The organism is Pseudomonas sp. So3.2b (assembly GCF_019464415.1).
GTDB classification, from domain to species: domain Bacteria; phylum Pseudomonadota; class Gammaproteobacteria; order Pseudomonadales; family Pseudomonadaceae; genus Aquipseudomonas; species Aquipseudomonas shahriarae.
On sequence record NZ_CP080494.1, the window covers coordinates 3688286 to 3708121 of the forward strand.

Annotated in this window: 13 protein-coding genes and 1 pseudogene; 1 reads left to right on the forward strand and 13 read right to left on the reverse strand. The window is 63.8% G+C overall.

Annotated features, from left to right (window positions below; translation table 11 throughout):
• Window positions 1-42 precede the first annotated feature (42 nt).
• The 7 genes and pseudogenes from K1X80_RS16350 to K1X80_RS16380 all read right to left on the reverse strand — a co-directional run bounded on the left by K1X80_RS16350 (window position 43) and on the right by K1X80_RS16380 (window position 11675).
• Complete coding sequence (locus tag K1X80_RS16350; RefSeq protein ID WP_186625639.1) at window positions 43-2580, reverse strand: excinuclease ABC subunit UvrA; 2538 nt, start codon at window positions 2578-2580, stop codon at window positions 43-45.
• Window positions 2581-2637: 57 nt separating this feature from the next.
• Window positions 2638-4767 (reverse strand): PAS domain-containing hybrid sensor histidine kinase/response regulator, encoded by a 2130-nt coding sequence (locus K1X80_RS16355; RefSeq protein ID WP_220172291.1) that lies wholly within the window; start codon window positions 4765-4767, stop codon window positions 2638-2640.
• Window positions 4768-4902: 135 nt separating this feature from the next.
• Window positions 4903-8001 carry an error-prone DNA polymerase gene (locus K1X80_RS16360; protein ID WP_220172292.1) on the reverse strand — a complete coding sequence of 1033 codons (3099 nt, stop codon included), beginning with the start codon at window positions 7999-8001 and terminating at the stop codon, window positions 4903-4905.
• The gene (locus tag K1X80_RS16365; RefSeq protein ID WP_220172293.1) at window positions 7977-9392 is read right to left on the reverse strand and encodes a DNA polymerase Y family protein; all 1416 of its coding nucleotides are present in this window, start codon (window positions 9390-9392) and stop codon (window positions 7977-7979) included. Before K1X80_RS16365 ends, K1X80_RS16360 begins: the two co-directional genes overlap by 25 nt.
• 7 nt (window positions 9393-9399) lie before the next feature.
• Window positions 9400-10010 (reverse strand): annotated as a pseudogene (gene imuA / locus K1X80_RS16370) (translesion DNA synthesis-associated protein ImuA).
• Window positions 10010-10627 (reverse strand): transcriptional repressor LexA, encoded by a 618-nt coding sequence (gene lexA, locus K1X80_RS16375; RefSeq protein ID WP_057440807.1) that lies wholly within the window; start codon window positions 10625-10627, stop codon window positions 10010-10012. The pseudogene imuA and the gene lexA overlap by 1 nt, the downstream one beginning before the upstream one ends.
• Before the next feature lie 79 nt (window positions 10628-10706).
• Window positions 10707-11675 (reverse strand): Gfo/Idh/MocA family protein, encoded by a 969-nt coding sequence (locus tag K1X80_RS16380; RefSeq protein ID WP_198792210.1) that lies wholly within the window; start codon window positions 11673-11675, stop codon window positions 10707-10709.
• A 138-nt stretch (window positions 11676-11813) separates the two neighbouring features.
• On the opposite strand from K1X80_RS16380, the gene K1X80_RS16385 reads away from it, so the two are divergent.
• On the forward strand, window positions 11814-12176 hold the full coding sequence (locus tag K1X80_RS16385) for an NUDIX hydrolase (protein ID WP_057959228.1): 363 nt from the start codon (window positions 11814-11816) through the stop codon (window positions 12174-12176).
• Between the two features lie 3 nt (window positions 12177-12179).
• Here K1X80_RS16385 and K1X80_RS16390 read toward each other — a convergent pair whose 3' ends face one another.
• From K1X80_RS16390 to K1X80_RS16415, 6 genes are all read right to left on the reverse strand, one after another.
• Window positions 12180-12428, reverse strand: coding sequence for a DUF1652 domain-containing protein (locus tag K1X80_RS16390; RefSeq protein ID WP_057440802.1), 249 nt, complete (start codon window positions 12426-12428; stop codon window positions 12180-12182).
• A 462-nt stretch (window positions 12429-12890) separates the two neighbouring features.
• The gene (locus K1X80_RS16395; RefSeq protein ID WP_057959227.1) at window positions 12891-13220 is read right to left on the reverse strand and encodes a hypothetical protein; all 330 of its coding nucleotides are present in this window, start codon (window positions 13218-13220) and stop codon (window positions 12891-12893) included.
• Between the two features lie 162 nt (window positions 13221-13382).
• On the reverse strand, window positions 13383-15860 hold the full coding sequence (locus K1X80_RS16400; protein ID WP_198792209.1) for a TonB-dependent siderophore receptor: 2478 nt from the start codon (window positions 15858-15860) through the stop codon (window positions 13383-13385).
• A gap of 102 nt (window positions 15861-15962) precedes the next feature.
• Window positions 15963-16907, reverse strand: a complete 945-nt coding sequence (locus tag K1X80_RS16405) for a FecR family protein (protein WP_220172294.1) — start codon at window positions 16905-16907, stop codon at window positions 15963-15965.
• On the reverse strand, window positions 16907-17449 hold the full coding sequence (locus K1X80_RS16410) for a sigma-70 family RNA polymerase sigma factor (protein ID WP_057959224.1): 543 nt from the start codon (window positions 17447-17449) through the stop codon (window positions 16907-16909). Before K1X80_RS16410 ends, K1X80_RS16405 begins: the two co-directional genes overlap by 1 nt.
• A 168-nt stretch (window positions 17450-17617) precedes the next feature.
• Entirely contained in the window at window positions 17618-19765 is a 2148-nt protein-coding gene (locus K1X80_RS16415) for a TonB-dependent receptor domain-containing protein (RefSeq protein ID WP_220172295.1), read from the reverse strand.
• Window positions 19766-19836: the final 71 nt, after the last annotated feature.

A 19836-nucleotide genomic window follows, 5' to 3' on the forward strand; every position in this document is an offset into this window, starting at 1 on the left:
CTTGAAGCTAGCCCATCCCGGGGCCTCTTGTCATGCCCAAGGTCAATTCCCTTGCCCCAGCTCGCGTGCGAGGAAGGGGGCAGTGCGGCTGGTTTGGTTCTGGGCGAGGTGCTGGGGCGTGCCGCTGGCGACGACGTTGCCGCCCTGGTCGCCGGCGCCTGGGCCGATGTCGATGACCCAGTCGCTCTGGGCCACCACGCGCATTTCGTGTTCGACCACAATCACTGTGTGACCGGCATCCACCAGGTGGTTGAGTTGCAGCAGCAGGCGGTCGACATCACGGGGGTGCAGGCCGGTGGTGGGCTCGTCGAGGACATACAGGGTTGCGCCCCGTGCGGTACGTTGCAGTTCGGTGGCCAGTTTGATCCGCTGGGCCTCGCCACCGGACAGCTCGTTGGCCGGCTGGCCCAGGCGCAGGTAGCCCAGGCCGATGTCGCGCAGGACCCGCAGCGCGCGCAGCACGCTGGGTTGTTCGGCGAAGACGTCCACCGCCTGCTCAACGGTCAAGCCCAGCACCTGGGCAATGTTCAGGCCCTGCCAGGTAATCGCCAGGGTCTGGGGGTTGTAGCGCGCGCCGTGACAGGTCGGGCAAGGTGCGTAGACGCTGGGCATAAACAACAATTCGACGCTGACAAACCCCTCACCCTCGCACTTCGGGCAACGACCCTTGGCGACGTTGAAGGAGAACTGCCCGGCATCGTAGTGGTGTTTTTTCGCCGCTGGGGTGGCGGCGAACAGCTTGCGCACGTTATCGAACAGGCCAGTGTAGGTCGCGAGGTTGGAGCGCGGGGTGCGGCCGATGGGCTTCTGGTCCACCTGCACCAGGCGGCGGATCTGCTCCAGGCCCGCGCGGATGCGGCCACTGCTGGTTTGCGGCGCCGGGTCTTCGAGGTCGGGCTCGTCGTCGCTGACCACCACCCGACCCAGCCCCTCACCCACCAGGTCCAGCAGGGCCTGGCTGACCAGGCTGGATTTACCCGAGCCGGAAATCCCCGTCACAGCAGTAAAACAGCCCAGGGGAAAGTCCACGCTCACCTCGTCGAGGTTATTGCGGCTGACCCCTTCCAGGCTGAGCCAGCCGCTCGGCGCACGGCGCGAGGTGTTCAGCGGGCGCGGCTCGGCAAACAGGTATTCGCGGGTCTGTGACGCTGCAATCTGTGCCAGGCCTGCCGGTGGGCCGCTGTACAGCACCTGGCCACCCTGCTCGCCCGCCGCCGGGCCGACGTCGATCAACCAGTCGGCACGGCGCATGGTTTCCAGGTCGTGTTCCACCACAAACAGTGAATTGCCGGCGGCTTTCAGGCGCTCCAACGCCGTGAACAGGGCTTCGCCATCCGCCGGATGCAAGCCGGCCGACGGTTCGTCCAGCACATAGATCACGCCGAACAGTTGCGAGCCCAATTGCGTCGCCAGGCGCAGGCGCTGCAATTCGCCAGAGGACAGGGTTGGCGTGCTGCGCTCCAGGGACAGATAGCCCAGGCCCAGGTCGGTCAGGGTGCTGACCCGCTCCAGCAAATCCTGGGCGATGCGCTGGGCGGCCAGGCGTTTTTCCACCGAGAGTTTTACCCGGCCCTTGCCCTCGGCCACCGGGCGCAGGAGCTGCGCCAGTTGCAACAATGTCAGTTGCGACAGCTCGCCAATATCCACCCCGGCAAACTTCACCGACAACGCGGCCTTGGTCAGGCGCTTGCCCTCGCACAAGGGGCACGGGCTGCCTTGCATAAATTGCGCGACACGCTTTTTCATCAGCGCGCTCTGGGTGTGGGTGAAGGTGTGCAGAATGTAGCGACGGGCGCCGCTGAAAGTCCCCTGGTAGCTGGGTTCGAGTTTGCGCTTGAGGGCGTCGCGGGTCTGCTCCGGGGTCAAGCCGGCATACACCGGCACCGTGGGCGTGTCCTCGGTGAAGAGGATCCAGTCGCGCTGTTTTTTCGGCAGCTCGCGCCAGGGGATATCGACGTCGTAGCCCAGGGTCACAAGGATGTCCCGCAGGTTTTGCCCCTGCCAGGCCAGCGGCCAGGCGGCGACCGCCCGCTGGCGGATGGTCAGGGACGGATCGGGCACCATCAGTGCCTCGGTCACTTCATACACGCGGCCCAGGCCGTGGCACTGCGGGCAGGCGCCCTGGGGCAGGTTCGGCGAAAAGTCTTCGGCATACAGCATCGGCTGCCCCGGCGGATAACTGCCGGCACGGGAATAGAGCATGCGGATCAGGCTGGACAAGGTGGTCACGCTGCCCACCGACGAGCGCGTGCTCGGCGTGCCCCGTTGCTGTTGCAGGGCCACGGCCGGCGGCAGACCCTCGATGGAGTCCACATCCGGCACGCCCACCTGGTCAATCAGGCGCCGGGCATAAGGCGCGACCGACTCGAAGTAACGCCGCTGCGCCTCGGCGTACAACGTGGAAAACGCCAGGGATGATTTGCCCGACCCCGACACCCCGGTGAACACCACCAGAGCATCCCGTGGGATGTCCACATCGACATTGCGCAGGTTATGTTCCCGGGCGCCGCGCACCCGGACAAAACCGGGGCGCGCGGCCAGAAGATCAGTGGCAGGCGGCAAGTGGCGCGATGAAGTCATGGTCAACCTTATAAGAGTCAGCGGTCCAGGGGTGGATCCGGCAACAGGGGTAAACGTTCAATCGCAGTAGCTCACCTGCGTGGTCAATACCGAGCGTACCTGTCGCGCCAGTTCCTCGGGGCTGTAGGGCTTGCCCAGCAGATGAATGTCGTTGCCCAGCAGGTGGTCGCTGGAAAGAATGTCACGGGTATGCCCGGAGGTGAACAGTACTGCAATGGGCGGCTGTTGCGCCTTGGCCCAGGTGGCCAGGTCGGTACTTTTGATCCGCCCCGGCATGACCACATCGGTGAAGATCAGGTCCGGCCGCAAGCCGGTGCGCAGCATCAGCATGGCGTCATCGCCATCGGTGGCAGTGAGTACCGTGTAGCCGGCCTGTTGCAGCAGTTCCACCGCGGCGCCGCGGACGCCTTCGTTGTCCTCCACCACCAGGATGGTTTCCCGGCCGCCTTCCTGCTGCTCCACCTGGTCGGGCGCTTCCTGGCTTTCCGGCTCAAGGCTGTGGGGGAAGTACATCTGCACCAGGGTGCCCTGGCCTGGCTCGCTGCTGATCTGCACATGCCCGCCACTTTGCTTGACGAAGCCAAACACCATGCTCAAGCCCAGGCCGGTGCCGTGACCGTCAGGCTTGGTGGTAAAGAACGGCTCGAAGACCCGCTGCAGCACCGCCGGCGACATGCCGGCCCCCGTGTCGCTGACCGACAGGCGCACATATTCGCCGGGGGCAATCCCGTTGCGGCTGCCATCTTCGGGCGACAAAGTGATGTTTTCACCGGTGATGCGGATCACCCCCTCGCCCTTCATCGCATCCCGGGCGTTGATCGCCAGGTTGAGCACGGCGTTTTCCAGTTGATTGCGATCGACATGAATGCACCACGGGTCTTGCGGCAACTGCACATCAATCTGGATGGTTTCCCCCAGGGCCCGCTGCAGCAACTCACCCAGGCCTTCATAAATGCGCCGCGGGTTGAACACCGCCGGTGACAGTGGCTGGCGCCGGGCAAAGGCCAGCAGTTGCGAGGACAGCTTGGCACCGCGCTCGACGGCCGCCAGGGCAGCACCGACGCGCCGTTGGACCTGGGCGTTATCGCGCTCATGGCGGGCCAGCAGGTGCAGGTTGCCGGCAATCACCTGCAGCAGATTATTGAAGTCATGGGCCACGCCTCCCGTCAGCCCGCCAATGGCCTCGAGCTTTTGCGACTGGCGTAACTGCTCCTCGGCAGCCGAGCGCGCCTGGACTTCGGCGGCGACGCGCTGCTCCAGATTATGGGTGAGCTTGAGCAGGGACTCTTCAGCGATCTTACGCACATGGATATCAATGATCACCCCGGGAAAGCGCAATGGCTGGCCGCCCGCGTCCAGCTCGCAGCGCCCGCTGGCCAGTACCCACAGATAGCTGGCGTCCGGGCGTCGCACGCGAAACTCGACGTTATATGGCCCACCCGTCGCCAGGGTCTGGGCAATCAGGCGGTTGACCCGCGCCAGGTCGTCGGGGTGGATGGCCTGGGTGGCGACTGCAATGGAAACACCCCGCTCCACGTCGTCCATGGACAGGCCCAGGGTACGGGCGAAGCGCTCGTCGCCCGAGAGGCGATCCGGCAGCACATCCCAGACAAACGACCCCAGCAACGCCCCGGCATTGAGGGCCAGTTGCAAGCGTTCGTCCGCCACCCGGTAAGCCCCCTCGGCTTCCTGGCGCAAACGCTCGGACAGCACATGCTCGGTGGTTTCCACAACGATCGCCAACACGCCGGCCGGATGCTGGTCGCCGCCGGCCACCGGGCTGTAATAGAGGTCCAGCCACAAATCCTCGGGGCGGCCATTGCGCAGCAGCATCAAGGCCTTGTTGCGATAGGACAAGGTGCCACCGGCCAGGCAGGTGTCCATGACATGCCGGTTGAACTCGGCCACTTCCGGCCAGCCCTGCTCGACCGGCACCCCCAGCAGAAACGGGTGGCGCCCGCCGGCAAACACCGAATAGCTGTCGTTGTAGATCATGTACCCGGCGCGGCCCCAGAGCATCACCATCGGCACTGGCGAAGCGAGGAGCATCTGCACCGCGCAGGTCAGGCTGGTGGACCAGGTATCAATGGGGCCCAGGTCAGTGGTGGACCAGTCAAAGGCACGAATCCTTTGGGCCATTTCACCGCCCCAACCGTCACAGCCGTAGGTATTGGATAGAAATTGCATGGATCAGCTCAGTGCAGAGAGAGGACAGTCGCCAATGTTGGAGCATAGCCGGGCGCGATGGTTTCACTGTGTAGAAGAACCATTGCAGGAGCCGGCCCCCACAGGAGGGACGATTAGGTCGGTGCGCCCTACCCGTCAGTGGAAATCCCGGCTACGCACGCTGATCCCCGCCAACAGCGGCGTCAGGTCGCTCAGGCGGCCGGCGATCAAATGGCGGACTTCGCCCACCGCCTCCCAGCGCCCATCCACCTTGAGCAGCCGTGAGCCCACCAGCACCTGGCGCTGACGCTCGGCCAGCTCACGCCAGACCACCACGTTGAGGTTGCCAAACTCATCTTCCAGGGTCACGAAGGTCACGCCACTGGCCGTGCCCGGGCGCTGGCGCCCTGTGACCAGGCCGGCAACGCTGACATTGCGTCCGTGCTCCACCGCCTGCAATTCCTGTGAACTGCGGCAGCGCCGCGCACGCAGTTGATCACGCAACAGCGCCAGGGGATGGGGCCCCAGGGTGGTGCCCACACTGGCATAGTCGGCATACAGGTCCTCACCGACACTGGGAGCCGGTAGTTGCACCGCCTCCTCCCGCGGGCTCGACACCCCGGCAAACAACCCCAACTGTTGCTCCACCCCGGCCACGTCCCAGCGTGCCCGGTGCCGGTGCCCGGCCAACTGGCGCAAGGCCCCGGCATCGGCCAGCAGTTCCTGGGCACGGCTGTCCAACTGGGCGCGCTCGCCCAGGTCGGCGATCCCGCAAAACCCAGCGGCCTGGCGGGCGGTTTCGATACGCCGGCCATCCTCTTCGCGAAAGCCGCTGATCATACGCAAGCCCATGCGAATCGCCGGCTGCTGGCCGTCAATGGGTTCCAGGCTGCAATCCCAGTCACTGGCGGTCACGTCCACCGGGCGAATCTGCAAATGATGGCGACGCGCATCCTGCAGGATCTGATCCGGGCTGTAGAAGCCCATGGGCCAGCTGTTGATCAGGGCACAGGCGAACGCCGCCGGTTCATGGCATTTGAGCCAGCAACTGGCATAGGTCAGCAAGGCGAAACTGGCCGCATGGGACTCAGGAAAACCATAGCTGCCAAAGCCCTTGATCTGCTCGAACACCTGAGCGGCGAAGGTTTCGCTGTAACCGTTCTTGAGCATGCCGTCGCGCAGCCGCTGGCGATGGGGCTCCAGGCCGCCATGGCGCTTCCAGGCGGCCATCGAGCGGCGCAACTGGTCCGCTTCGCCGGGTGTGTAGTGCGCCGCGACAATGGCGATCTGCATCACTTGCTCCTGGAACAGCGGGATACCCAGGGTGCGCTTGAGTACAGCCTCCAGCTCGGGCGACGGATAGGTCGTGGGCTCTTCCTTGTTCCGCCGGCGCAGATACGGATGCACCATGCCGCCCTGGATCGGCCCGGGGCGCACGATGGCCACCTCGATCACCAGGTCATAGAACGTCTTGGGCCTGAGCCGGGGCAGCATGGACATCTGCGCCCGCGATTCGATCTGGAACACGCCTATCGTGTCGGCGCGGCTGATCATTGCGTAGGTTGCCGCATCGTCCGGGGGCACTGTCGCCAGCGTCAGGTCGCGATGGCGATGGCGGCGCAGCAGGTCGAAGCAGCGGCGGATCGCGCTGAGCATACCGAGGGCGAGGATATCCACCTTGAGCAGGCCCACCGCGTCCAGGTCGTCCTTGTCCCACTGGATGATGGTGCGCTCGGCCATGGCGGCGTTTTCCACCGGCACCAGGGTGTCCAGCGGCTGCTCGGAAATCACGAAGCCGCCGGGGTGCTGGGACAGATGGCGCGGAAAGCCGATCAGTTGTTGGGTCAGCCCCAGCACCCGTCGCAACACTGGGCTGTCCGGGTCGAAACCGCCTTCGCGCAGGCGCTCCAACGGCGGCGCTTCATCGCTCCAGCGCCCGCAGCAATCGGCCAGCGCGTTGACCTGATCCGGTGGCAGGCCCAGGGCCTTGGCCACATCACGCACCGCGCCGGCACCGTGGTAGCTGCTGACCACTGCGGTCAAGGCCGCGCGGCGCCGGCCATAGCGCTGGAACACGTATTGCAGCACCTCTTCACGACGCTCGTGTTCGAAATCCACGTCGATGTCCGGTGGCTCGTTGCGTTCCCGGGACAGGAAGCGCTCGAACAGCATGTTCATGCGGCTGGGGTCGATTTCGGTGATACCCAGGGCAAAGCACACTGCCGAGTTGGCCGCCGAGCCACGGCCCTGGCAGAGGATCGAACGGCTGCGGGCGAAGCGCACGATGTCGTGCACCGTCAAAAAGTAGCTTTCGTAGCCCAGCTCGCTGATCAACTCCAGCTCATTATTGATCTGCTCCAGAGTCTTGGCTGCTACCCCCTCGGGCCAGCGCCGGGCAATGCCTTCTTCGGTCAAGGCACGCAGCCAGGATTTTGGGCTCTGCCCTTCTGGCACCAGCTCCCTGGGGTATTGATAGCGCAACTGGCTCAGGTCGAAGCTGCAACGGCGGGCGATGTGCAGCGATTCTTCGAGCAAGTGCGCCGGATACAGCGCACCCAGGGCCTCCAGGCTGCGCAGGTGCCGCTCGCCATTGGGGTGCAGGCGCTGGCCGGCTTGCGCCACCGGCAGGTGATGGCGGATCGCGGTCATGGTGTCCTGCAAGGCGCGCCGGCTGCGCACATGCATATGCACATCGCCACAGGCCACGGCCGGCAGGTGCAGGCTGGCGGCCAGTTGCAGGCGTTGCGCCAGGCGGTGGGCATCGTCCTGGGCGCAATGCAGCTCTACCGCCAGCCATAGCCGCCCGCTGAAGGTTTCGCACAACCATTGGCCGTCGGCAGGTGTGTCGCCCTCGTCGGCCAGCCACAGCACCAGCAGCCCCGGCACCGGCTCGGCAAAGTCTTCGCGTAACAGGCGGTACTGGCCTTTTGCGGCACGGCGCCGGGCCAGGGTGATCAGTCGGCACAGGTGTTGGTAGCCCTGCAGGTCCTCCACCAGCAGCACCAGTTTCGGGCCGTTTTCCAGGCGCACCTCACTGCCGACGATCAACCCCAGCCCAACCTCCTTGGCCGCCTGCCAGGCGCGCACGATGCCGGCCAGGGTGCATTCGTCGGTGATTGCCAGGGCCTGATACCCCTGCTGTTTGGCGCGCTCGAACAACTCGCGGGCACTGGACGCGCCGCGCTGGAAGCTGAAGTTCGACAGGCAATGCAGTTCGGCGTAGCCCTCCATCATGCAAACCAGCCTTGCAGCCACAGCCCGGCGCTGTCACCCACGGTGCGATAGGCCCAGCCTTGCTGCCCGCTGCGAGTGCGCACCAGGTAGTAATCGCGGCGGATATCCACGCCATCCCACCAACCGGACTCGATGCGCTCCGGGCCCAGCAGGATCTGCAGGCCCTGCTCGGCGAGCAGAGTCGGTTCATGGAGCAGCCAGCCAGGGCGTTGCACCGGGCTCAAGGCCGGGCAGGCACGGCTGTCGGCGCCCGGCAGCCAGGCGCACTCGGGACGATGGTCGGCATGGAAGCGCAAGCCCTGCACCGCCTCATCCCCCAGGCGCGCGCGCAGACGCTCGCGCAATTGCACCCAGGGCAGGGTTTGCTGCGGGCGCTCGTCGAACAGGTCCTGGCGCTGCGGTACAAACACCGGCAAGTCTTCGGCCAGCAGGCGCAGGCCACGCACCGGCGCCGCCACTTGCACCTGCTCCAGGCGGCCACGGGCCAGTTCAAACAGCATCGAGGGTTCGCGCTCGGCACTGAGCAGGCCAACCTGGATCACGCTGTCGGGCGCCTCGGCATGCTCCAGGTGCAGGGCAAAACGCTGCACGCCACTGTCACGGCCACAAAGGAACGCCGCAAGGTCGCCGGTCAGGCGCCGCAAGGGAAACAGCAGCGCCTGGTGGGACTGCACATCGAAATTCAACTCGATGCGCAGATCAAAACGATCCGGCGGCTGATAAAAATCCAGGGCCAGTGGTCGTTGCCCGGTCAAGGCATCCAGGTGCTTGAGCACGCCCGCGTCGAAGCGTCTGGCCAGGGTATGCCGGGGCAACGCCTGCAGCTGGGCCAGGGTCCGCAGGCCCATGCGCGACAAGGCCGTGGCGGCTTGCGGGTCGAGGCCGACGCGATCAATCGGCATCGACCCAAGGGCGTGCTGTAAACCCTCGACATCGGCCACCGCCAGGCCATCGTAGGCATTGGCCAACACCCGCGCAGCGGCCGGGTTGGGGGCGGCGACGATACGGTGGCGAAAGCCCAGGGCGGTCAGTTCCTTGCGCAAGCGTGCTTCCAGCAGCGGCCACGGCCCGAACAGGCCCAGGCTCGATTCGATTTCAAACAGCAAGGCCCGCGGATAGAACACGCTGACCTGGGAACTGAAACGGTAGGCCCAGGCCGCGAGCAATTGCTGGCAGCGCTCGATATCCACCGGGTCGTATTCGACGCAGGTAAAAGCCTTGGTCAGGGCATGGGCCGCCGTCAGGGATTGACCGGGGCGTAAGCCCAGGGCACGTGCGGCGGCATTGACGGTTTGCAGCACCCGGCGTTGCGGCGGGCCGGCCAACAACGCCAAGGGTTGGTCGGGTTCGGGACACTGACGCAAGACCCCGTCCAACGCCAATTGCGGGAAGACAATGCACACCCAGCGCATACCAACCTCAGTGCCCGCTGGCCAGGGCAATCGGCGCGGGATGGGCGAGGCCGCCCCGACACTTGAGCACCCGCACCTGGCTCGGTTCGACGGCCAGGCGCAGGGCGGCCGGTGACGGGTTGATCGCCTCGCTCAGGGCCCGCCAGGCAAACGCCAGGGTCTGGCCGGTTTCGGCGGCCACCTGCAAACGGCGCAAGGCCCGGTCATCGGCCTTGTGCGGCCAGCACAGCACCGCGCCGCAACTGCCGGAGCGCAGGCATTGCTCGGCCGCCCACAAGGCATCGCGTTCATCGGCCTGGATCACCGAGAGCTGGCGCAGGTCCACCCCGGCGTTCTGCCAGGCGTGGGGGTATGGGGTATACGGCGGCGCCACCAGCACAATCCGCTCGCCGGCCGCCGACAGCCGCGCCAGGGTTGGCCAGACCAGTCGCAGCTCGCCCACCCCTGCTGGGCCACAAGGATTTCACTCAAGGCCGCCTCCGGCCAGCCACCGCTGGGCAACACCGCATCCAGGGCCGCCAGCCCGGTGGGGTGCACACTGGCCGGCGGCGCAGCCGGCCGCCCCTTCCACACCCGCCCGCCATTGAACAGCGAGTCCAGCGCAACCACGGCGCCCATCAACCTTGCCTCACCAGGCCACAGAACACGCCTTCGATGGCCAAGTCCTGGTCGGCACGAACCACAATAGGTTGATAGGCAGGGTTGCGCGGCAACAGGCGCACACTGTGGCCCACTCGCTCGAAACGCTTGATGGTGACTTCGCCGTCCAGGCGCGCGACCACGATCTGCCCGTTCAGCGCCTCGGCACTGCGCCGCACGCCCACCAGGTCGCCATCGAGAATGCCGTCCTCGATCATCGAGTCCCCCTGGACCCGCAGCAGGTAATCCGGGACCCGGGCGAAGGTCGCCGGGTCGAGCATCAGCCGCGTGTGCACTTCGGCGTCGGCGCCGATGGGCAGGCCAGCGGCCACGCGGCCCAGCACCGGGACCTCCAGCCACTCAGGCCGCGCCGGTTGATTGAGCAGGCGAATCCCCCGGGCCTGGTTCGGGTTGACCTCGATAAACCCGGCTTCGGTCAGCGCCAGCACGTGTTTGCGCGCCACACTGCGCGAAGCAAAACCAAATGCCTCGGCGATCTCGGCGAGGCTGGGGGGCTGACCTTGCTGCGCGATACGCTCGCGGATGAAGTTCAGGATGGCGGAACGGCGGGGAGTGAGAGTCGTCATGGAGTACATTTGTACTCCTGTGGGAAATTCCTGACAATAGCCGCCAGTCAGACCAACACCTTGCCGGCTCCGACAAGGGTGGGCGGCGTCAGGGCTTGCGCTGCAACACCCGATCCATGATGCGGTCGGTCTTCAGGGCCTCGATCGCCAGTGCCGGGTGCACACTCTCGCCGCGAATATGCGCGTTCATGCCCAGCACGTGGTGCCACTGGATATGGGGGTGATGGGCAATATGCAGGGTTTCGCTGACCTCGGCTGCAAGTTGCAACGGCTGCTCGTCGAACACGGAAAAACTGATGCGCCCTGTGCTGCCGATCAACTCGACCCGATCCTCGCGTCGGTCAGCCACAAAGTTCCAGCAGCCCATCCCCAGCGCGCCCGAGCTGAAGCTCCAGCAGGCGGTGACCGCATCTTCCGCCGCATAGCGCCCGGCCTGGCGCGCGGTATAACCCGTGACCTCGACAATATCCCCTGCCAGGTACTGGAACAGGTCGAAGCCATGGCTGGCGAGGTCGGCAAAATAACCACCGCCGGCAATCGCCGGATCGGTACGCCAGTTGCTCGCGTTGGTGTCCGTGGGCGATGGCGGCTTGCACAACGTCCAGTTCAGCTGCCGCAACTCGCCGATGCGCCCCTCTTGCAGCCAGGCACGCACCTGCTGGAAGCGCGGCAGGGAGCGGCGGTAATAGGAAACAAACAGATGCAGCCCGGCCCGCTCGAAGGTGCGCTGCATCAAGGCGCTCTGCTCGGCATTCAGCGCCATCGGCTTTTCGACACAACAATGCTTGCCCGCCGCCGCCACCAGCAGGCTGTATTCCAGGTGGCTGTCGGGGGGCGTAGCGATGTACACCGCATCCACTTCGGGGTCATCAATCAGGGCCTGGGCATCTGTGTAAAACCGGGTAATCCCATGGCGTGCCGCATAATCGCGCACGGCTTCCTCACGGCGCCCCATCACGGCCACCAGGGCCGAGCCTGGCGCTTTGTAGAAAGCGGGTCCACTCTTGATTTCAGTAACACTGCCACAACCGATCATGCCCCAGCGGATGGTGCTCATATGACTTTCCTTCATCGGTACTTTTTCAGTCGGGCAGTATCAGCGTTTTCCTGCGCGGTCTCCAGCCTCCGCCCATAAAGACCCAGCATGACAATTGCATTACACTTTTATGACGATCATCTTGCGGGGGCACAGACGATGAAAATACGCGCAACGGTGATTTGCGAAAGTGAGGGGCACATTCTGTTCGTGCGCAAGGCCAGGTCGAAATGGGCATTGCCCGGTGGCAAGGTCGAGCGCGATGAGCGCCCAGTCGGCGCGGCCGAGCGGGAGTTACAGGAGGAAACCGGGCTGAACGTGGATGGTTTGCTGTATCTGCAGGAGTTGAAGGCCAGTGACACGCTGCATCACGTGTTTGAAGCCTCAGTGGTGAACATCGACCAGGCCCGGCCCTGCAATGAAATCACCGACTGCCAGTGGCATGCCTATAGTGCCCTGGAGCAACTGGACACCACCGACGCCACCAAGCGCATTGTCCGCTCGTTTCTGCGCCGGCTCTGACGCCTAGCCGAATGCCGCAAACCCACGGCGCCCGGCCTTGAGTTCGGTGCGCAGTTCGCCAATCAGGTTGGAGATGGCACGGATGCTGTCCAGACCCTGGGGCGACACGCCGGTCAACAGCAGCTCGACGCGACCGGACTCCGGTTCGAAGACTCGGATGGTCAAGAAACCCTGGGGGTTGACACTACAATCGCACGACAGCGGGACGAAACCGGACGCCATGATGCGGCTCAACTCAGCGATCGGAATCATCCTGGGCACCCTTGCTCACACATGACGCGATGGACGTGATCCATGCAGGGTAGATCAGGTTGTGCAACGCGTGTAGGCAATCCTACGAAAGTGTTAGCTACCCCACACTTTTCTGCGAAAGCGTTGGTGCACTGGCGCCAGAAAAACCACGGACGTTTATCTGCCAGGCAGGTATGAAGGTCAAATCGCGGACAAAAAAAATCCCAAGTAGCTGATGGAAACTTGGGATTTAAAAATGCATAAACCGTGGGAGGTGAACGCCCGGCCATAATAACCACCGAGACAACCTGTAACAAGTTGATTATTAGCCTTTCGTCGGATTGAAACAGCGCTAAGTCATTCAATAACCACACATTTTTCAGGGTTCGCGATATCTTTCGTGCCACTTTTTGGTGCAACTTCCAAACTTACCGGGTTAAAACCCTAATAACTATCAGGTTAATAACCGAGTATGTAGCGTGTCTATTTACGCGCCCGTTTGTAGCGCACGCACTCTTCATAAAAGCTCGAACGAACAGCCGTCGGTTTGAGCCGCGAGGGGCTGTCATAGGTCTGCTCGGTGATCCCCATGGCCATCATGCGCATCCAGGACTTGTCGAACTTGTACCGCTGGATTTTCTGCCGCGCGGCATACAGCGAAACACCGGCCAACTTCAGCTCCTGGGCCCTGGCCGCCGTGCCCGCGCCCCAACTGCACATGTACCGATCCCCTTCGCGCAGCGTCTTGCCCTGGGCCGCCGCCGCCCCGCTCGCCAGGGCCAAGGCAATCAGCGTGATTTTTACGTTACGCATTGGCATCCCACCTAACCACCTGAAAATAAAAGTGATTTTGGCGAAACATCGGCCAGTTGGGGGCCATTAAAATGCCTTCTCGATGCATCTGAGCGAAATAAAAAGGTCAGCTCGAAACGAACTGACCTGTTCCGATACTGCTATGCAGAACGGTTTTTCAACTTACCACTGATACGTCGCACTGGCCTGCACCGTCCGTTGCGAGCCGTACCAGCACCACGAGTACGAATAGCAGGACGCCACGTACTCTTTATCCGCCAGGTTGGTGGCGTTCAGCGCCAGGCGCAGGTTGTCGCCCTGGGTATTGATGTGCGGGATGTCGTAGTGCACCGACGCATCGAACAAGGTGTAGCCCGGAACCTTCAGGGTGTTGGCGGTATCGCCCCAGGACGAGCCGACATACCGCGCGCCTGCGCCCACGCCGAAGCCCTTGAGGTTGCCGTCATGCAAGGTGTAGTCGGCCCACACCGAGGCGGTGTGGCGCGGCACAGCATAGGTCGTGGTGCCCTGGGTCGGCACGGCGGGGCCGACGCCAATGTCGGTGATCGGCGCATAGCGCACGGTGCTGTTGGATTTGCTGATGCGGTTATCGAGGTAGGCATAGGCCGCCGTGATATCCAGATTGTCGTTGAGGCTGGCCTTGCCTTCGAGTTCAAAGCCACGGGAGCGCACTTCACCGTCCTGGACCTGGCAGCGACCATTGCCGCACAAGTGAGTTGGGTCCGGGTCCATGGTCGGCACGTTGTTCTGGCGCAGGTCGAAGATGGCGGCGGTGATAAAGCTGTTGCTGCCTGGCGGCTGGTACTTGATGCCGATTTCGTACTGTTTGCCTTCGGTGGGCTTGAACACCGAACCACCGTAGCCGGTGCCCGATTGCGGGGAGAAGGATTCGGAATAGCTGGCGTATGGCGCCAGGCCGTTATCGAAGAGGTAGACCACCCCCAGGCGGCCGGTGAAGGCTTTGCTGTCCAGGGAGGATTTGGCTTTCTTGCCGTCGGTCAAACTCAATGAGCTGTTATCCGTGCTGGCCCAGTCATAACGACCGCCCATCAACAGCACCCACTTATCCCACTTCGCCTGCTCCTGCAGGTACACGCCAGTCTGCTCGCTGCGCTGGGTGGCGTCGCTGGAAAATGCCGGGGTGGTGACTGGCGCGCCATATACCGGATCGAAAATATCCAGGTCCGGTCCCTTGCCGTAACCGGCCTTGGTATCGACGCTGGTGTTCTGGTAATCAAGCCCCATCAACAGCGTGTGCTGCACCGGGCCGGTGTCGAACTTGCCCTGCAACTGGTTATCCAGGTTGTAGGCATCCATGTCGACATCGGTGGCGATGGTCGAGCGGTTCAAGGTGCGGTAATCGGCCTGCAGGTTGCTGCTGTAGATACTGCGGTAGATCCCTTCGCTGCGCATATAGCGGGCGTTCTGGCGCACGGTCCAGACGTCGTCGAGGTGATGCTCGAAGGCATAACCGATGGAGTAATGCGCGCGGTCACTCTTCTCGAAGTTTTTCTCGCCGTCGTAGAAATCGACATCAATCTTGCGCCCCAGCGGGCTATGCAACACCGAACCCCAGGCCGGCATCGAACCGTAGGAAGCGCCCTTGGGATCCTTCTGGAAATGCCCGAGCAGGGTCAGCGAGGTGTCCTCGTTCGGGCGCCAGGTGAAGGCCGAAGACAGGGATTGGCGGCGGGTCTCGGTGTGCTCGACCTGGCCGTCGGCATCATCGAACAAGCCGGCGACGCGGTAGGAGTACACCCCTTGCTCATCCAGCGGGCCGCTGAGATCGAAGGTGGTGCGCTTTTTGTTGAAGGTGCCGTACTCCACGCCCACTTCGTGAAAAGGCGTATCCAGCGGGCGCTTGGTGACCATATTGATCACGCCGCTGGGGCTGCCCTGGCCATACAACACCGAGGCCGGGCCGCGCAGGACCTCCACGCGCTCCAGGTCGAAGGCATCCTTTTGCGGCGAGGCATCGCGGCTCGACGCCACGCGCAGGCCGTCGAGGTAAGTCACTGGCAAGAAGCCGCGAATGGTCAACTGGTCCAGGCGCGAGGCGGTGGCGCCACGGGTTTCCGGGACGACCGCGGCGCTATAGCGCAGGATCTGGTTGAGGCTCTCGGCATTCTGCGCGCGCATCTGGTCTTTGGTGACCACCGAGATCGACTGCGGGGTCTCGATCAGCGCGGTGTCGGTCTTGGTACCGGACAGGCTGCGCGTGGCCACATAGCCGGACACCGGGCCGATGGGGCTTTCACTTTGCTCGGCGCCGCTGATGGTGGTGGCTTGCAACTCCACCGAGCCATCCGCCTGGGGGATCGGCTCGATGCGATAGCGCTGGGCAGACAGCGCCTGGGCCCGCAAACCGCTGCCCGCCAGCAACTGGGCGAGTGCCGCGTCGCTGCTCAACTGCCCGTTCAAACCGCTGCTGCGCTTGCCGCGGGTCAAGGCCGGATCAAAGGCCAGGACCAGCCCGGCCTGTTCGGCAAAGCGGTTGAGGGCCTGGCTCAGGTCACCGGCAGGGATCGAGAAATGGCTGCTTTCATCAGCCCATGCGGTGTGAATGGTCAGGGGCACAGCGGCAAAAGCCATCGCCACTGACAGCGCCAGCGGGTGCAACGGACGAGCAAAGCGTGACATGAGAGGTCCTGGAAAAGAGGGTTCTATATTCCATGACGGCCATGTCGGGAAATCGGGTATGAATGAGACCGGTTTTTATTTGAACGGGTGTCTTCAGGCAGATCAGAGGGGTTTGATCACCACCAGCAGGTCGGTGAAATGCTCCACTTTGATCGGCAGGTTATCCGCCAGGGTCGCCAGCGCTGCATCGCTGTCATCGAGCTTGAACACCCCTGACACGCGCATGCTTTGCAACGCCTGAGGATCAAAACGCACCACGCCATGGCGATAGCTGGCCAGGGTTTGCAGGACCTCGCTCAACGGCCGGTCATCCACCGTGAGCAAGCCCCGGGTCCAGGCCGCCGGGTCGCCGCTGCCTACCGCTTGCGCCGGCTGGGCGTGGCCCTGCTTGAGGATCGCGCGCTGGCCTGCCGTGACCTTCACCGCCTCGCTGTGATTGCCTTTGGCGGCCACCGTTGATTCGATCACCGTGACCACGGTCGAGCCATCCACCGCGCGCTGGACCAGGAAACGCGTGCCCAACGCGGTCGCCGTGCCCTGGTCGGTGCGCACCACAAATGGCCGCTGCGCATCCTTGGCCACCTCGACCCACATCTCGCCCTTGAGCAACTCGATTACACGCTGCTGGCCGTCGAATTTCACGTCCAGTGCCGAGTTGCTGTTGAGCTGCACCTGGCTGCCATCGGCCAGGACCACCTGGCTCCGTTCGCCGACGCCGGTACGTTGGTCGGCCATCCACAGTGGCAGTTGCTCGACGCTCGCCCAGCCGAGCACCAACACACCCAACAGCCCCAGGACCTGCCCGCCGCGCACGGCGTAACCGGGCTTGCGTGGGATGAAGGCTTGATTCAATGCCAGCCGTGCCGGTTCGGCAGGCAGTTCATCGAGGCTGCCCCACAATGCCCCCATGCGCTCGAAAGCCACCCGATGGCGTGGGTCAGCCTCACACCACTCTTCAAATGCCTGGCGGTCAGCGGCGCTGACTTTCTCATCATTGAGCAGCGCCAACCATTGCGCTGCCTCGCTGACAATCTGTTCGGCGGACATCAAAGCGGATCCGCGCCATGCAGCGTCTGGTAGCAATGCACCAGCGCGCTGGAGATGTAGTTTTTTACTGTGCTGGAGGAGACCTGGAGCTGGGCCGCGATTTCACTGTAGGTCAGGCCGTCCAGGCGACTGAGCAGAAACGCTTCGCGGGCCTTGTCCGGCAGGCCGGCGAGCATCAGCGCAATGCGTTCCAGGGCCTGCAGCGCGACATGAATGGTCGCCGGATCGGGCATGCCAGCGTCTTCGTACTGGATCGCCAGGGCTTGCATATAGGCTTTCTCGATCTTGCGTCGCCGCGCACCGTCAATCAGCAAGCGCCCGGCAGTGGTCGCGAGAAATGCCCGAGGCTCCTGAATATTGTGGGGCTCGGCCAGCAGCAACACCCGCACGAATGCATCCTGGGCCAGGTCCGCCGCATGCTGCGAACAGCCGAGTTTCTTGCGCAACCAACCCTGCAACCAGGAATGGTGGTCGCTGTAGAGCGCGGTGAGTGTCTGCTGGCGGCGGGCTATATCACAATCGGCCACAGGAAAGTCATGCATGCGCAAAAGTTTCTCAAACAAGAAAGATTACCAATCGCGCAAACGATGACAGTAAAACGATGGCAGGGCAAGGGCTCGGCAACGAACCCCAGGCACATCCAGACCAGCTGTCCCCCACGGGTGCAGGAGGCCCGACTTATGGCGAGGGGTTCGCCGGCAATGGCCTGCTTAGCGCAAGCTCCAGGACACCCCGGCATACACGCCCATGCCATCGCCCGGCGTCGAGCGCGCCATATCCTTGCCATGGTCGTCATAGCCCGGGGTCACGGTATTGGCATAGCGCTGGTTGGTCAGGTTGCGCAGGTCGACCCAGGCTTGCCAGTCCTGCTTCGGCGCGTCATAGCCAACGGTGGCGCCCAATAAGCCATAGGCTCGCGCGTAGTAGGAGTTGGCGTAGTCCACCGCCACCCGCGAGGAGTACTCGCCATTGAGGCTGCTGAAAAAGCCACTGGGATGGCTGTAGCGCACCTGCGCCTGGTAATAGTGCTTGGGGATACCGGGCAATGTGTTGTCGCCAAAGCGCGGGTCGTCGCGGTAGTGGAAGCTGCTGTAGGTGTAGGCCTGGCGCAGGGCCAGGCGGCCAGTGTTGCCGCCCTCCCACAACGGGCTGGTGAGGCTCAGTTCCAGGCCTTGGTGAATGGTCGGGCTGGCGTTGGATTCGGCGACCACCTGCGACAGGTTGGGCGTAGCCGCCTGGGTCTCGACGCTGAGCAACTCATGGCGCACCAGCGAGTGATACAGCGCCAGATCCCATTGGCCGAACCAGGCTTCGCCGCGTCCGCCCACTTCCAGGGTGGTGGCGGTCTGGTTTTGCAGCTTAACGCCTTCGCGGGCCAAGCCTGAAGCCGGATTATTAACATCTTCGGCAAAGAACTTGTTGGAACCCCAGATCATCGACCAGGCATGCGGCGGCTCCACCGAGCGGCTCAGGTTGCCATACACCTGCAATTGCGGGTTGAAGTCATAGCGCAGGCCCACGCGCGGGGCATAGTCCCAGGCATGAGTGCTCAAGGGGGCATGGGTCTCGGGATAGGTGACTTCGGTTTCGCGACGGGTATAGATCGCCGCCAGCCCGGTGGTCAGCCACAGATCGGGCAGCAGCTCCAGGTCGTTGCTCACGTGCAGCACCGTATCCGACCCCAGGTAGCTGTAGTCACGGGTCTTGGTGCCCGGCGCAAAACCGGCGGTGGCACCTGCAGGCACCCGCACGTACTCCGACACACCGTTATTGGGCAGGCCCTGGGTGGTGCGCAGGCCGACCGTGGTCTTGCTGTCGCGTCCCAGCAGGGTGTCCTGGCGGATGTAGTTCAAGGTGCCGCTGATATCGGTATACGCCACCTTGAGCCGGTTGGTGCCTTCGCGCAGGTCCATGGGGTAGTCGTGGTACACCAGCCCCGCTTCGATGCGGGAGTTATCGTCCAACTGCAGCGTGGTCTTGTTGGCGATCCAGGTAGAACCCGGCTGCAAGCGCTTGGAGTCGCGCGTCAAATTGAGCGCATTGGCCGCACGCGGGCTGTGCTCGATCTGCTGGCGCGTGAGTTTGCCGGGGCTGTCGTTGGCGGTTTCGCGGTAACGCAAATAGAAGCGGGTTTCCAGGTCCGGGTTGAACCGGTAGCCGAAGTTGGCCGCCACGCCCTTGCCACTGCCGGCGCTTTGTTGCTGGAAGCCATCGTAGTCAGTGTCGGTCAGGCTGATGTAATAGTCGGCATCGCCCAGCACTTGCCCGGAGCTGATTTCCCGCTGGGCATACCCGTGGCTGCCGGCCTCGTAGCGCACGCGCAACTTGGGCGCATCGTAGCCGGTGCGGGTGACATAGTTGACCGCCCCGCCCAGGGCCAGTGCGCCCCGGTCGAAACCGTTGGCACCGCGCAGCACTTCGACGCGGCTGAGCCATAGCGGGTCCTTGAGTTCATAAGGCGTGCCGCCGGGGCCGGTGAGTGGCAGGCCGTCGATGGTTTCATACAGGCCGGACGCATGGCTGCCGGGGCCACGGTTGATGCCCGAGCCGCGAATGGAGATTTTCACCCCTTCGTTATTCGCCGCCTTGGCATAGATGCCGGCCTGGTACTTGAGCACGTCTTCATTGCTGCTGACCCGCCCCTGCTCGACGCTGGCCATGTCAACGTAGTTGGTCCCACCGGGTACCTGCTTGAGTTGCGCCTGGGCCGCTTCGCCTTCGCTCAGTTCGGTGCTGGTGACTTGCAGCGGCGCCAACTGCAGCGCCTCCTCGGCCTGGGCCAGGTGACTGAACGTCAGGGCAGCCCCCAAGCCAAGCCAGCGCGGGGAAAGAACAAGCAGAGGTTGTCGCAGGCGCATGGGCCGTATCCTTGAAGAGGTCTGCGGTTGGAAGCCGCGGATCATACGCAGGTCACGCACAAACCTCGTCG